This window comes from Ensifer sp. Root558, from assembly GCF_001427045.1.
In the GTDB taxonomy this organism is placed as follows: domain Bacteria; phylum Pseudomonadota; class Alphaproteobacteria; order Rhizobiales; family Rhizobiaceae; genus Ensifer; species Ensifer adhaerens.
Genome location: NZ_LMGC01000023.1, coordinates 575,353 through 590,474, shown reverse-complemented (window position 1 = coordinate 590,474; position 15,122 = coordinate 575,353). Strand labels below are relative to the sequence as shown.

The 15,122-nt window shown below is 62.7% G+C and carries 11 protein-coding genes; 4 read left to right on the top strand and 7 right to left on the bottom strand.

What is annotated here, in order from left to right:
* Positions 1–84 precede the first annotated feature (84 nt).
* The 5 genes from ASD63_RS22680 to ASD63_RS22660 form a co-directional block, all read right to left on the bottom strand.
* Positions 85–606 carry a plant virulence effector HPE1-like domain-containing protein gene (locus ASD63_RS22680; RefSeq protein ID WP_034801101.1) on the bottom strand — a complete coding sequence of 174 codons (522 nt, stop codon included), beginning with the start codon at positions 604–606 and terminating at the stop codon, positions 85–87.
* 105 nt (positions 607–711) lie between these two features.
* Complete coding sequence (purD, locus tag ASD63_RS22675; RefSeq protein ID WP_034801104.1) at positions 712–1,983, bottom strand: phosphoribosylamine--glycine ligase; 1,272 nt, start codon at positions 1,981–1,983, stop codon at positions 712–714.
* Positions 1,984–2,091: 108 nt separating this feature from the next.
* Positions 2,092–4,461, bottom strand: coding sequence for a GGDEF domain-containing phosphodiesterase (locus tag ASD63_RS22670; RefSeq protein ID WP_034801106.1), 2,370 nt, complete (start codon positions 4,459–4,461; stop codon positions 2,092–2,094).
* Complete coding sequence (locus ASD63_RS22665) at positions 4,458–5,498, bottom strand: spermidine/putrescine ABC transporter substrate-binding protein (protein WP_034801108.1); 1,041 nt, start codon at positions 5,496–5,498, stop codon at positions 4,458–4,460. Before ASD63_RS22665 ends, ASD63_RS22670 begins: the two co-directional genes overlap by 4 nt.
* A gap of 172 nt (positions 5,499–5,670) precedes the next feature.
* Positions 5,671–6,867, bottom strand: a complete 1,197-nt coding sequence (locus tag ASD63_RS22660) for an MFS transporter (protein WP_060529835.1) — start codon at positions 6,865–6,867, stop codon at positions 5,671–5,673.
* A gap of 109 nt (positions 6,868–6,976) precedes the next feature.
* Between ASD63_RS22660 and ASD63_RS22655 the strand changes: the two genes are divergently transcribed.
* From ASD63_RS22655 to ubiA, 3 genes are all read left to right on the top strand, one after another.
* Positions 6,977–7,792, top strand: coding sequence for a helix-turn-helix transcriptional regulator (locus ASD63_RS22655; RefSeq protein ID WP_034801113.1), 816 nt, complete (start codon positions 6,977–6,979; stop codon positions 7,790–7,792).
* Between the two features lie 170 nt (positions 7,793–7,962).
* A complete protein-coding gene (locus ASD63_RS22650; RefSeq protein ID WP_051659573.1) occupies positions 7,963–8,769 on the top strand; it encodes a MipA/OmpV family protein in 807 nt (268 codons plus the stop codon).
* 74 nt (positions 8,770–8,843) lie between these two features.
* Positions 8,844–9,803, top strand: coding sequence for a 4-hydroxybenzoate octaprenyltransferase (gene ubiA / locus ASD63_RS22645; RefSeq protein ID WP_034801116.1), 960 nt, complete (start codon positions 8,844–8,846; stop codon positions 9,801–9,803).
* A gap of 400 nt (positions 9,804–10,203) precedes the next feature.
* On the opposite strand, the gene ASD63_RS22640 is transcribed toward ubiA, so the two are convergent.
* Positions 10,204–10,770, bottom strand: coding sequence for a DUF6101 family protein (locus ASD63_RS22640; RefSeq protein ID WP_034801118.1), 567 nt, complete (start codon positions 10,768–10,770; stop codon positions 10,204–10,206).
* A gap of 343 nt (positions 10,771–11,113) precedes the next feature.
* Between ASD63_RS22640 and ASD63_RS22635 the strand changes: the two genes are divergently transcribed.
* Positions 11,114–13,588: a DUF1217 domain-containing protein gene (locus ASD63_RS22635; protein WP_034801120.1), complete on the top strand. Its 2,475-nt coding sequence runs from the start codon at positions 11,114–11,116 to the stop codon at positions 13,586–13,588.
* Between the two features lie 69 nt (positions 13,589–13,657).
* Here ASD63_RS22635 and ASD63_RS22630 read toward each other — a convergent pair whose 3' ends face one another.
* The gene (locus ASD63_RS22630) at positions 13,658–15,091 is read right to left on the bottom strand and encodes an FAD-binding oxidoreductase (protein WP_034801122.1); all 1,434 of its coding nucleotides are present in this window, start codon (positions 15,089–15,091) and stop codon (positions 13,658–13,660) included.
* Positions 15,092–15,122 lie beyond the last annotated feature (31 nt).

Genomic DNA, 15,122 nt, shown 5'->3' with positions numbered 1-15,122 from the left:
TCTCTCGCTCTTACAGCGATACGCCCGTCAGCCTTTGAATGCAGGGGACGGCTGAGCGGGGCAGGGAACTTTCCCGATAGGCGATCAGTCTAGCCGAAGTTCGAGGGTGGACGGATCAAAATCCTGTGAGCTCTCGTCGGCCACGGGCGCAGCCACCATGGACGCGCCGATCGGGGTCACCGCGGCGGTCTTTGCGGTCTGATCGATGGAAAGAAACTCCGGCCTGGACGCCTGCGGGTTCTGGTCGTTTGCGATGTTCGAGACGGTCACCGTTGCAGCATCGTCGGTTTCGGCCGCGGCCGTCCTGATCATCTCGTGGGACGGCTTGCTGACGAACACCACCGGCGACCCGCCGAGCCAGGCCTCCGTGCGCACCATCTTCATCTCGCCGTTGATTTTCTTGAGCTCGATCGTCTCGTCGCCCGCCGCGATCGTCGGGACGACGTAGGTGACCTTCTTCCGCGACTGCAACGGCGGGCAATCGGCGCAGGAAACCGTGGAGACGCTGGCATTGTCGGTCGTGCCGGAGGCGATCGCTTCGATCGACGACGCCGCGGCGTTGCCAGCAGCAAGCCCAAGGACGGTGGTGATCAGCAACAGGCGCATCGTTTTTCTCCCGGATCGTTACCGGCGAGAATATGCGCGCTCCCTTACTTTCCCGTCAGGAGAATTGGTAAAAATAGAATGATCCGCGAATTGACCGGTTTCCGGTCAGGCCTTCTCGCGCGCGACCGCGCGCCAGCCGATATCGTGCCGGTAGAAGCCGTTGTCCCAGGAAACGGCCGACAGCGCCGCATAGGCCCTGTCCTTGGCCTCGCCGGCACTTGCCCCTGTCGCCGTAATGTTGAGCACACGGCCACCGGTTGCGACCAGGCCTCCGTCCTTCATCGCTGTGCCGGCGTGGAACACCTTGGTGGTGTCGGATGCTGCGGGGAGGGCGTCAATCGGGGTGTTCTTCGCGTAGCTGCCCGGATAGCCCTTGGAGGCCATCACGACGGTCAGCGCCGTCTCGTCGCGCCATTCCACAGTCATGCCGGCGAGCGTGCCGGTCGCCGCGGCATAGAGAAGCGGCAGAAGATCGCTCTTCATGCGCATCATCAGCACCTGGCATTCCGGGTCGCCGAAGCGGACGTTGTATTCGATGAGTTCCGGTCCTTTGGCGGTGATCATCAGCCCGGCAAAGAACACGCCGGAGAAGGGATGGCCGCTTTCCGCCATGCCGCGCATCGTCGGCTCGATGATTTCCTTCATCGTGCGCTCGATCATCTCTGACGTCATGACCGGGGCCGGCGAGTAGGCGCCCATGCCGCCGGTGTTCGGTCCGGTATCGCCGTCGCCGACGCGCTTGTGGTCCTGGGCCGACGCGAGCGCCAGCGCCGTCTTGCCGTCTGAGAGGCAGAAGAAGCTTGCCTCCTCGCCGTCGAGATAGGCTTCTACGACCACTTCGGCGCCGGCGGCGCCAAAGGCGCCGGCGAAACAGTCGTCGACGGCGGCGAGCGCCTCGTCGAGCGTCATGGCGACGGTGACACCCTTGCCGGCGGCGAGACCATCGGCCTTGATGACGATCGGTGCGCCCTGTTCACGCACATAGATCTTGGCGCTCTCCGCATCGGTGAAGCGGCCATAGGCGCCGGTCGGAATATCGTAGCGGGCGCAGAGATCCTTGGTGAAGCCCTTGGAGCCTTCAAGCTGGGCGGCCGCGGCAGAGGGGCCAAAGACGGCGATGCCGGCTGCGCGCAGCACGTCGGCGATGCCGGCGACCAGTGGACCCTCAGGTCCTACCACGACGAAATCGATCGCTTCCTTGCGGCAGAAGTCGGCGACCGCTGCATGGTCGTCCGTGTCGAGCGCGATGATTTCCGCTTCTTCGGCGATGCCGGGATTGCCCGGTGCGGCATAAAGCTTCGTCAGTTTCGGCGACTGCGCGATCTTCCATGCAAGGGCGTGTTCGCGCCCACCCGATCCGATCAGAAGAACCTTCATTGCAGCCCCCGATATCCCGAAAAATGTTGCGCTGCGGTTAGGACGGCAGGGCGGCAAGGTCAAGGGAAAACGGGAGTTCGGGTGGCGATTCTCGCAATCGCCACCATCTCAGGCGATGGCCTGGCGGCTCTGTTGCTCGTCCAGCGCTTCGTCGTGCGCATAACGCGCGGTGCGTGTCAGCGCCCAGATCGCCAGATCCTCGATCGGCAGCGGCTTGCTGATGAGGTAACCCTGGAACAGGTCGCAGCCGGCAGCCGTCAGCATGGAGAGTTTCTCCGGCGTGTCGATGCCTTCGCCGACGACCGCGACGTCCTTGGCGTGGCAGAGCGCGATCAGCGCCTTCAATACCGGCAGGGAATGCGACGCGGTGAGGTTCGACACCAGCGCCCGGTCGAGCTTGATGGTATCGGCGGTGTATTCGATGATCTGCTGCACGGACGTGTAGCCGGCGCCGAAATCGTCGATCGAAAGCCGGAAGCCGTTCTGGCGGAGCGCATCGATGTTGCGGCGAAGCTGGTCGCTGAACTTGACGGCGAAGGTTTCGGTAAGCTCGATCTCGATCGAGCGTGCCTCCAGCCCATGCCGTTCCAGGCAGTCGGCGAAGTGGTCGGCGATCGCCTTGGAATGTAGTTCGGCCGAGGAAATGTTGATGGCGAGCACTGTTTCGGGGCCGAACAGGGCCTTCAACTGGCCGCAGTCGGACATCGCCTTGTTGATCACCCACCAGTCGATCTTGGTGAAGAGCCCCGAGCTTTCGGCGATCGGCACGAATTCATCCGGCGTGACGTTGCCGAGCACCGGCGAGTACCAGCGCAGCAGCGCCTCGCAGCCGGTGACCCGGCCCTCGGTATCGACCATTGGCATGTAGACGAGGTGGAACTGTTCGTCCGGATCGAGCGAGCGCAGCTCGTCCTGGATCTGGCGCAGCCGCGTGCGCTTGTCGTGAAGCGCGCGCGAGTAGCGGGCGGAGCGGTTCTTGCCGCTGGTCTTGGCCTGATACATTGCCGCATCGGCATTCGCGATCAGTTCGGTGAGGTTGGTGGCGTCATCCGGGCAGATCGCAGCGCCGATGCTTGCGGTCACCGGATAACGCTTGTCGGAGACTTCGAAGCCGTCCTCGAACAGCGAGAGGATGGCGCCCGAAATTTCCCGGACCGTTCCGTCGCCCGGGCGCGAGCGCACCAGCACGGCGAATTCGTCGCCCGAAAGGCGCGCGAGGATCGCCGGCTTTTGGCCGCGGCGCTCGGTGATCACGTCGACCCGCTCGGCGATGCGGGCCGCCAAGGTTTTCAGGAGTTCGTCGCCGATCTCGTGACCATGCTTGTCGTTGACGAACTTGAAGTTGTCGATGTCGATGAAAAGCAGGCTGCACTTCTCGCCGGCCGCGATCGCCTCGCGAACGACGCCTGCGGCGAGTGCGTTGAAGTGGCCACGGTTGCTGATCCCGGTCAGCGTATCGGTCCAGGAGCTGCGTTGCACGAGCTTCAGCGATTGCACCGACTGGCGGTGCAGTTCGCGGATGTTTTCGGTGAGACGCCCGATCTCGCCCTTTTCTTCCATATCGCGGATTTCGTCGCGCGCACCCACCATCACGGCCATCACATTGGCGTCGAGAGTGGCGATCGGATCGGTGATGAAGCGGCGGATCAACATGATGATCAGCCAGATCGAGAACAGGCTCATGGCGACGGCGCCGAGCGCCAGCAGGATTTTCTGCCGCGCCATCAGCGCGTCGAAATGCTCGCTCGAAACGGTGAGCGTCGCATAGAGCGAAGGTCCGAGATGCACGCTTGCCGAAAGGTCGTCGGTGATGGCCTGCGGCCAGGGCTGCAGAACGATGTCGGATCCGTATTCCTTTTTCAGCGCCTGCTGCATGTCGAGGAAGCGGTCGGGCTGGATCGCGACCTGGACGAGCAGGGCGTTCGATTTCTTGCTCGGCAACGGCCGGGTAAAGGCAATGGGGTCGAGGAAGAAGGAATAGACGATGCGCGGTCTCTGGCCCGCTTCGTAGAGATAGGTCCAGTCAGCGAGCTTGTCTTCGCGGATCAGCCGGCGGGCGAGGTTGAGCTGTGCCTCGTCGATCTCGGCGAACGGATCCCAGCTGTTTTCAAAATAGTATTCGGACTTGAGTTCCGAACTCAGAAGCGCGAGCGAAACATAGCCCGTCGGATCGTCGAGCAGCGATTTGACGCTCTCCTGCAGCCGGACGCCGAGCGCATTGGCCCTGTAGCTCGCATCGGTTTCGGAAACGTACTGGCGCAGCGAATTGCCGTTCAGCAGCGCATTGAGAAAGCCCTTGCTGCGGCCGATCTCGTTCTGGAAGACGGCGGCCGCATGTTCAAGGCGCTGCGACAGCTTGGCATGCTCGAGCGCGCGAATGGAGCGGCTCTGCGTGACGTGGACCGAGACCGCCGCCAGCAGATAGCCGGCAAGCACCACGGGAAAGATCAGGATGAGCGCGCGTTTGCCGAGGTTCACTGGAAATTCGCCAATGTGCTGATGATACGCCGGCGCAGTTGCACCGACTCTGTGGACAGTTCCTGTTGATACTGGCTCTTGGCCAGAATGTCGGGCGAGGGGTAGATCGCCGGGTCGGAGCGAACCTCTTCCGGCAGGAGTGCGTGGGCCGCCCGGCTTGCCGTCGGCATGTTGAGCGCCAGCGCGTTGGCGGCGGCACTTCCCGGCGAACCGAGATAGTCGAGCAGCGCCAGCGCCCGATCCTTGTTTTGCGAATTGGCAACGACGGACATGCAGTCGAGCCAGGAGAGTGTGCCTTCCTTCGGAACCGCATAACGCCACACGCCAGGGGTGCCGGCCTTGGCGTTCAGCACGTGCTGGTCGCCGCTGTAGCCGAGCGCCATGTAGATGTCCTTGCTGACTGCAGGGTTCTGGATCGCGCTGATGATGTATTCGTAGGTGAGCACCGAAGGGGCCTGTTCCTTCATCAGCGTAAAGGCGGCCTTCAGCGTGCTGCTGTCGTTGGTATTGATCGATTGGCCGAGCAGCATCAACGGGGCGACGAAGGCCTCGTTGTGGTCGTCGTACATGGCCACATGCTTGGCAAGCGCAGCGGCAGGGCGCATCAGGTCCTGCCAGGAGGTCGGCGCTTCGGCTAAGACGTCGGAACGGTAGAGAATGCCCATCGTGCCCCAGAGATAGGGCAGGCCCCGGCCGGAGCAGCGCTTGCGCCAGCTCTCGTCATAGTCCCTGAGCGAGGCGACGTTGGTCTCGTCGATTTTTTCGAGAACGCCCTTGCGACCGAAGAGAGCGGCGCTGTTTTCGCCGGTTACCACCAGATCGACGCGGCTGTTCGGATCGGCCAGCACCTCGTCGCGGGTATCGCCGCTGTCGTAATAGACCTGGTGCACTGACACGCCTGTAATCGACGACCAGCGGTCGAGGATCTTCTGGTCGATATAGGATTCCCAGATGAGCAGGTTCAGGGTCTCGGCCGGTGCCGCCGTTGCAAAGAGCAACGTCGCCAGTAAGGCCGGAATCGCCGTTCGCCCCTGCATTGTGTACCCCTGCCCAAGCCCGTCAGACGACCGTAGCGCGCAAAAATTGATGAATGATTACGTAGGGCTGCGACGAGTGGCCGGGGTGCCGCGTGCCGTTTGCCGCGCAGACGAAAACCGGGCGCCGCATGGCGGCGCCCGGTCCGATTTTCTGTTTTTTCTGCCGGAGCGGCTACCGCGTCGGGAGCTTCGGCAGGAGGATCGTCAGGATGCCGAGCAGCGGCAGATAGGAGCAGATCGTGTAGACGAACTCGATGCCCTGCCGGTCGGCGAAGATGCCGAGTACGGCAGCGCCCATACCGCCGAAACCGAAGGCGAACCCGAAGAAGACGCCGGCAATCAGTCCGACGCGACCGGGAACCAGCTCCTGGGCGAAGACGACGATCGCCGAGAAGGCCGAGGAGAAGATCAGGCCGATGATGACGGAGAGCACGCCGGTCCAGAAGAGGTTCGCATAGGGCAGCATCAGCGCGAAGGGGATGACGCCGAGGATCGAGAACCAGATGACGAAGCGGGCGCCGTAGCGGTCGCCGATCGGGCCGCCGAGGAAGGTCCCGGCTGCGGCAGCGCCCAGGAACAGGAACAGCATCAACTGCGCCTGCTGTACGTCGATACCGAATTTCTCGATGACGAAGAAGGTGAAGTAGCTGGAGATGCTCGCCATGTAGACGTTCTTGGTGGCCGTCAAAAGCACGAGCACGGCAACAGCCCACATCACCCGGCCCTTCGGCAGAGGCAGCGCCCGGCTCGGCGCAGCGCGGCTCATGGTCGTGCGGCGATGGCGGACATACCAGGTGCTGACCCAGGAGAGCACGAAGAAGCCGATGATCGCGACGATCGAGAACCAGCTGAGGCTGCCCTGGCCGAAGGGGATGACGATGAAGGCGGCGAGCAGCGGACCCATGGCGCTGCCGGCATTGCCGCCCACCTGGAACAGCGACTGCGCCAGGCCATGGCGGCCGCCGGAGGCGAGGCGCGCGATGCGGGAGGACTCCGGATGGAAGATCGCCGAGCCGACGCCGATCAGGCTGGCAGCAACCAGAAGAACCCAGAAGTCATGGGCGTTGGCGAGCAGGATCAGGCCGCTGCAGGTCGACAGCATGGCGAGCGGCAGGGAATAGGGCAGGGCCCAGCGGTCGGTGATGATGCCGACGGCCGGCTGCAGCATCGATGCCGTCAGCTGGAAGGTAAAGGTCAGGAGGCCGATCTGCACGAAGTCGAGCGAGTAGTTCGCCTTCAGCAGGGGATAGAGTGCCGTCAGCAGCGACTGCATGATGTCGTTCAGCATATGGCAGAAGCTGACTGCCAGGATGACGGAGAAAGCCGTCTTCTCCGGGGAGATCCCGGAAGTTGAAGTCACGGTAGACATGGGTGATTCCTTGCCGTCTCGAAGGTTGTGTGCGGCGTGGCCTATCTCTACTGAGGTTGCCGTTGGCCTGCTTTTGTGATCTGGTCGATTTCTTTCGTGAGTGGGCCAAATGCCGATCCGCCGATATCCGCTGCCGCAGCTTCCCGATGACGATCACTTCCGGAACCTCGACTGGGTCGAGACGGGAAACGCCCCGGTGCTCGCGCTCGGACGGGATTACAATGCCGGCCTCCTCGTGCCTTTTCACAAACACACCCGGACCCAGCTGTGGTGGGCGCGCGGCGGCGTCGTGCTGATGCGCACCGAGCGCGGGCGGTGGATGGTGCCGCCCGGCCACGCTTTGTTGATCCCGGCGGGCGTGGAGCATTCGGCCGAGATGATCAGCGACGTGCGCATGCACTCGATCTATTTCGCGCCGGACCTTTTGCGAGCCGAGCGGCCGATGGTCATGGAAATCAACCCGCTGGCCGGCAGCCTCGTCGATGCGCTCGTCAGCGTAGAGAACGAGGCGATGTCGGAGCGGCGCGAACAACTGGTGACTGATCTGCTTTTGGAGGAAATCGGCCGGCTGCAGGAGCGCCCACTCGGCCTGCCGTTCCCGCGCGACGAAAAGCTTGCGGCGCTCTGCCGGCAATTCCTGCAGGCGCCGTCGGCGGCCGCAAGCATCGACCAGTGGGCCGACAGGCTGGGTCTCAGCCGCCGCTCGTTCACGCGGCTGTTTCGCAACGAGACGGGCGTCAGCTTCGTCACCTGGCGCCAGCAGGCCTGCATCTTCGCCTCGCTGCCGCTTCTGGCCGACGGCGAGCCGATCATCAATGTGGCGCTCGATGCCGGTTATGAGAACGTCGCGGCCTTTACGACGATGTTCCGCCGCATGCTCGGCAGCCCGCCGAGCGTCTATCTGAAGACCTATCTCGGCCAGTGACCGCGGGCAGCTACGGCGCTCATGGGAAACGAAAGCTGAATTGACCTGGTTAACGGAATCGTAGGAACAAGGGCCAATAACTCGCCCTGTGCCGTTCCTGCCCACTCCCTCCTTCGGCCCGACGGCACGGCCAATTTCGCCCCGGCGAATGAATCTTCCGGAGTTGTTTCTTGCGTATCCGTTCTCTTGTTTTCCTTTCTGGAACCCTTTTGCTGTCGGCAAATGCCGCCTCCGCCGGTGACGGCCAACATTTCTGGTCCGGTGACTGGTACCTGAAGGTCGGCGCCACCGGCTTTTACGGCCCGAAATACGAAGGCGCTTCCAAGCGCATGTTCCAGGCGGCCCCGCTGATCTCGCTCGGCAAGGCCGGCAGCACGGTCCGCTTCTCCTCGCGCAACGACAACATGTCCTATGCGCTGGTCGACCAGGGCAGCTTCCGCGCCGGTCTCGTCGGAAAGCTGATTTTCGAACGCGATGCCGGCACGTCCAGCGACCTCAAGGGACTTGATCCGGTCAAGTTCGGCGGTGAAGCCGGCGGCTTTGCCGAGGTCTACCCGACCGACTGGCTGCGTGTGCGCGCCGAAGTCCGCCAGGGTATCCGCAGTCACCACGGCGTCGTTGCCGATGTCGCGGCGGACGCCTTTGCCGATGTTAGCAGCAATGTCCGCATTTCCGGCGGCCCGCGCCTGTCGGCAGCCAGCAGCGGCTACTACACGGCCTATTACGGCGTGAATGATCGCGAGGCGACGGCCTCCGGTCTCAGCAACTATACCCCGCATGGCGGCGTCGGCTCGGCCGGTGTCGGTGCTGCGATCACTTGGCAGGCAACCGAAAAGCTCGAGACGAGCGCCTATGCCGAATACAAGCGCCTGCTTGGCCCGGCGGCCGATTCCAGCCTCGTTCGCGAACGCGGCAGCCGCAACCAGGTTCTCGTCGGTCTGTCGGCAACCTACCGCTTCGACTTCACGCTTCCCTGATCAGGCGTTTTCCTCCCGTGGTCGGCGGCGATCTCGCCGCTTGACCGGCCGGGCCTGCGGCGTCAAACAGGGATATGAACACAATCTCTGCCGATTCCGGCCGCGTTCAGGACGCGCCGTCCAACAACTGGGTCTATCGAGTGCTGCCGCGTGCGCTCTGGCCCTATGCGCAGCTTGCCCGCTGGGACCGTCCGATCGGCTGGCAATTGCTGCTGCTGCCTTGCCTCTGGTCCGTGGCCCTGGCGTCGGGTGTGTCGGCGAGTGCCGGTCAATTCTCCTTCGGCCGCTTCCTGTTCCATTGCTTCCTGTTCACTGTCGGCGCCATCGCCATGCGTGGTGCTGGCTGCACCTACAACGATATCGTCGATCACGACATCGACATGGAGGTTGCCCGTACCCGCTCGCGGCCGCTGCCGTCGGGGCGCGTCTCGCGCCTTCAGGCCAAGGTGTTCACGGTGCTGCAGGCACTTGTCGGCCTTGTCGTGCTGCTGCAGTTCAACACCTTCTCGATCGTGCTCGGCATCCTGTCCCTGGCGATCGTCGCGATCTATCCCTTCGCCAAGCGGTTTACCGACTGGCCGCAGTTCTTTCTGGGATTGGCGTTTTCCTGGGGCGCGCTGATGGGCTGGGCGACCGAATTCGGCACGTTGTCGGTTGCCGCCGTTCTGCTTTACGGCGCTGCCATCGCCTGGACGATCGGTTACGACACGATCTACGCTTACCAGGACAAGGAGGACGATGAACTGATCGGCGTGCGCTCGACGGCGCGGCGTTTCGGTGAAAACCCGCGCCCCTGGCTGATCGGCCTTTATGGCATCGCGACGCTGCTCGTCCTTCTGTCGTTCGTTGCAGCCGGCGCCGGTGCCGTCGCCTATGTCGGCCTCCTGATCGCAGCAGCGATGCTGACCTATCAGATCCTCGTCCTGAACATCCATGATCCTGCACAGTGCCTGGCGCTGTTCAAGTTCAACAGCATCGTCGGTCTGATCATCTTCGCCGGGCTGGTGCTGGCGCTTCTCCTGCGCCTGATATGAAAAATCCTCCGTTGCGGCGGAGGATCGTCTTCATTGCCCCATGGTCGGCCTGCCTGTTGCGGGCCGCAAAAATCTCAGGCCCAGCTGATGTCGCGGGCGGCCTTGCGCTTCCTCGCCTCGTGACGCGCACGGAAGCTGGACAGGACGGCGGCAACGACTGAGGCGATGTGCTTGCGCATCGGGTTTCTCCTTCTTTCGTGGTCTTGGCTATGCAGCCCATATGGCACGAAGAAGGCGACGCAACTGTTTCCGGGGGAACATTCGGTAAATCGTCGGGGGAGGCGGCGACGACCCAGTGCATGCGTGCACGAAGAAAATGTCCCGACAGATCTGACCTCGCCAAACGCGACAGCCGGCCGCAGGGAACGGCCGGCTGTCGCGCTGGAGGTAGGCTCTTCAATCAGCTGCGGGCGATGATCTCGCGCCCGTCGATCTTCATGTGTACGCCAAGCGTGCCGGTGGAGCGGCGCACGAGGAAGCGCGGGCGGCGCTCTGCGAAGAAGGAGTGGCGGCGGCGCGGCTTGACGGGCGCGGTGCGCACGTCGCCAAGGTGCTCTTCGAGCGGCCTTGCCACGCCATCCGCTTCGACCATGAGCATCGGAATGCGATAAGCTTCTGCCCAGGCGCGCCAGTCGGCTGCGATGTCGGACAGGTCGTGTGCGACGAGCAGCGGGACACAGAGGTCCGGGTCGTCGTGATGAAGTTCCAGCGTCACTGTAACGTCTCCGTCGCCGTGATCGATCGCGCGAGCCGCGACCCCCTTGAATGCGCGCGCCGGCAGTGCGATCGAAAGCGGCAGGCCGCTCGATGGTAGCACCTTGCGCAGAACTGCGCCACGCTCGTCCAGGCTGATCGTGACATTACCGGTGTGACCGCGCAAGGCGTAGCTCGCCTGCTGTGGAAAGCGCTGCGGATCAAGACGGAGCGTGTTTTCGACCCATGCGGGTTGAGAGAGTGTGTTGCGCATTTCAATCGCCCTTGTTTTTCCTTGAGAGCCGGTTTCCGGTCTTCTCGTCGGGACTTTTCGTCCTCTATGAGCGGGAGAATAGGCGGCGCCCTTTCCGAACGACTTAAAATTCGCGGTTAAGAAAACTTTGCGTTTCTCGATGGTTAGCAAAAGCCGACCGGTCAGGGTTTCCGTTTCGTCAACAGCGCGGCCGCATTCGTTCCGATCAGGCGCACCTTTGCCGTCGTTCGAACTGCCGGGAAAAGCCACACGCAAGCCAGTCCTGCAATCATGACGCGTCAGAATTCTGTTTCGGGGCTCGGGTCCAGCCTGTCCCCATGGGTAACCGACAAGGCGCCAGGGCATGGTATCGACCTATCTCGACTACAGTCGCATCACGCGGGACATGAGGAGCAGCCTCAACCGCATTGCCCAGCAGCCGCAGATCGCGCGCGAAGCGGAGTATTATAAAGAGAACATCGGCAGCGTGAAAACTGTCGAGGAGTTTCTGAACGACTATCGACTCTACTCATACGCGATGAAAGCGCATGGCCTGGAGGACATGACCTATGCCAAGGCCTTCATGCGCAAGGTGCTGGAAAGCGATCTTTCGGACGAAAGCAGCTTTGCCAACCGTCTCACCGATGAACGCTACCGCAACTTCGCGCAGGCCTTCAGCTTCAGCTCGTCGAAGCCGGTGGCTCAAACCAACGCACAGCAGGATGCGCTGATCGGTCTCTACAACGAGCGGATCGCCAGCCTCGACACGGCCATGCGCGGAGAGATGGCCTATTTTGGCGCGGCCATGGATCTCGTCACCGATGTCGACAAGTTCCTCGGCAACGAACGACTGCGTTCGTTTGCCTTCACCGTCTTCGATATTGACCCGAAGACGTTCAACTACACCGAGGTCCGCGACGCGCTGACCAGCGACCCTGCCGCTCTGACCGCAAGCCGCACGGCCGCTGTGACGAGGCGGGAAGAAGCGCTCAAGCTGCAGACTGACCTTCAGACGCGGCTCAAGTCCCTCGGGGAGATTAACAGGCTGACGTCCGAACTTGCGGAGGCGCCCGCTGCCGACAAGCCGGCGATTCAGGCCAAGATCGACGAGCACAACGCGATCGTCGCCGATCTCGATGCCAAGCTTCCGCCACGCGATCAGGCGCCCGCGCTGCTCGCATCGCTCGGCGAGGAATTGAACACGCTGAACGGGCGCATCCGCAATCTCGAAACCTACATCAAGTTGGCGGAAACCTTTAACTTCAACGCTGATGGCAGCGTGCCGGCCGGCGAAAAGGCGATAAGCGACGCAAAGAAGACGGAACTCAACAACATCTACGTCTTCAAGAAACCGGGCGAAACGCCGCTCGGCGGCGCGCGCCTGACCGGCGCCGGGGCACTGCTCAACAAGGAATATTACGAAGGCAAGATCGCCGGCGTCACCAGCATCTCCGAGCTGACCAGCGACAGCCGGCTGTTCAACTACCTCGTCACGGCCTTCGGCCTCAAAGCGTCGACGACCGTGCCGTCGACGATCGAAAACATCCTCACCAGCGACATCAACGACCCGAACAGCTACGTCAACACGCAGGGCGGCGAGTACAATGCCGCCTTTAAGGAAATGCACAAAGCCTTCAACTTCCGGCCCGACGGCACGCTGCAGCCCGGCAAGACGGCGCAGGACGCCGATCAGTTGAAGAAGACGTCCGACGGCTACATGGTCCGCTACAATGACAAGGGCGATGCCGAAGACGAAGCCTTGGTCAAGCGCTTCAAGCTGCTGGTCAATTCGATGGAGTCGGTCGACAAGCTGCTGGCCGACAATGGCGTACTGAAGTTCACGCTCAGCGCCTTCGGTCTCGAAGACGAGGGCCTGAGCAAGCGTGATCTGAAGCGCATTCTGACGAGCGATCTCAACGATCCCAGAAGCTACGTCAACACGCTGCGCGACGAACGCTACGTCAAGCTCGTGAAAGCGTTCAACTTCAATCCGGACGGGACTCTCGGCGCACCAAAACTCGCCCAGAGCGACGGCGACATCATGAATACGGCGCGGGCCTATATCGTCGCCAAGTCCCGCTTCGGCACGGACGACGAGAAGAAGATCGCGAAGGAAAAGGCCCAGGAAGAAGCCAAATATTACACCTCCGAGATCGCGAAGATCGAAACGCTGGATGCCTTCCTCAAGAACCGCCGGCTGGTCGACATGGTTCTCGTCGGCGCAGGCATCGATCCGGAGACGGTCAAGTCCGACTATCTCAGGAGTATGTTCACGTCGGATCTCGAAGATCCGAAGAGCTTCATCAACACCGACCCGAATGGGCTGAAGTATCGCGAGATCGTCTCGTCCTTCAACTTCGACAAGGACGGCAAGATCGTCAGGGGCGAGGCAGGGCAGATCCAGACCCGCCGCGGTCTCGTCACCACCGTTGATCTCTTCCTCAATCAGTCGCTCGAAGAGAAGGAGGGCGCCGATAACGGCGGCATTCGCCTGGCGCTCTATTTCAAGCGCAAGGCCTCGGACATCAACACGGCCTACGACATCCTGGCCGATCGCGCCCTGTTCGAGGTCATCAAGACCGCCTACAGCATGCCGGAGGGCTTGCAGAACGCCAAGATCGAGGCCCAGGCGGCCTTTATCGAGCGCACCGTCAACATCAAGGAACTGCAGCAGCCGGGTCAGCTTGAGAAGCTTCTGCAACGCTTCACGGCGCTCTACGACGTCGAGAACAACCAGGATGTATCGCCCGGTCTCGCGATTCTGACTGGCGGCGGCAGCGCTGGCGTCAGTGCCGAGACCTTGCTGTCGCTCTCGCAATTGCGCGCAGGCGGCCGCTGACGCACGCCGTCTGACGGTCAGCCCAAGCCTGTTGCTGCATCGCCGCGCGCCGCGCGAAACGGCGCGTCGTCAACCGTCGGCGCGCAGCACTTTATCGGGGTTCATGATGCCTGCGGGATCGAACGCGTGCTTGATGCGTTGCATCAGCTCGATTTCGATCGGCGCCCGGACCTCGGCGAGCTCGTCGCGCTTCAACTGGCCGATGCCGTGCTCGGCGGAGATCGAGCCGTTATACCCAAGCACGATGCCGTGGACGATGGCGTTGATTTCGCGCCAGCGGTCGAGGAAGGCCTGCTTGTCGGCGCCGACTGGCTGCGAAATGTTGTAGTGGATGTTGCCGTCGCCCATGTGGCCGAAGGAGCAGATGCGGGCGCCGGGGATCGCTTTCACGACGGCGGCATCCGCCTCCTTCATGAAGGCCGGAATGCTGGAGACGGGCACGGAGACATCGTGCTTGATCGAGCCGCCCTCGGGCTTTTGTGCCGGCGACATGCTCTCGCGCATGTGCCACAGCGCCTTCGCCTGTGTCTCGTTGGCGGCAATCACTGCATTCTCGACGAGGCCGGCCGCATATCCCTGCTCCAGCAGATCCTGTACCATCCGTTCCGCGCTTTCGGCGCTATCGGACGTCGAGATATCGATCAGCGCGTACCAGGGATGGACCGTTTCCATCGGATCACGAACGCCGGGGATGTGCTTGGTGGTGAATTCGACGCCGAGCCGCGGCATCAGCTCGAAGCCGGTCAACGCCGGCCCGCAAAGGCTGGACGCCTTTTCAAACAGAGCGAGCGCATGCTCGACGCTGCCGACTCCGGCAAAGGCGACCTGATGCCCGAGCGGCTTCGGGAAAAGCTTGAGCACGGCGCCGGTGATCACGCCGAGCGTGCCCTCGGCACCGATGAAGAGATCGCGCAGGTCGTAACCGGTATTGTCCTTCTTCAACCGGCGCAGCCCGTCCCAGATTTCGCCGGTCGGCAGCACCACTTCGAGGCCGAGGCAAAGCTGGCGCATACTGCCATAGGCAAGCACGGCGGTGCCGCCTGCATTGGTGGAGAGATTGCCGCCGATGCGGGCTGAACCTTCCGAGCCGAGCGACAGTGGGAACAGGCGATTGTGCTCGTCCGCCGCCTTCTGGATATCGGCGAGGATACAGCCGGCATCGGCGACGATGACATTGCCGACCGGATCGATGTCGCGAATGCGGTTCAGCCGTTCCAGCGAAAGAACGATGTCTGCCTTGCCCTCCCGCGGGATCTGCCCGGCGACATGGCCGGTGTTGCCGCCCTGCGGCACGATCGCCGTGCGGGTGGCGCTCGCGAGCTTCATGATGCGCGAGACCTCGTCGACGTTGGCCGGACGCAGGACCATCGGCGTCGTGCCGCGGTAAAGTCCGCGCGATTCGACGAGATAGCGCGCCTTGTCGGCTTCGTCCGTCAGCACGTTGGTGTTGCCGACGATCTCGGCGAAGGAAGCGATGAGTTCGGGAGAGGGAAGGGTGGTCATGGGCCTCACTTCGCATTGCGCCTGCGCGCGC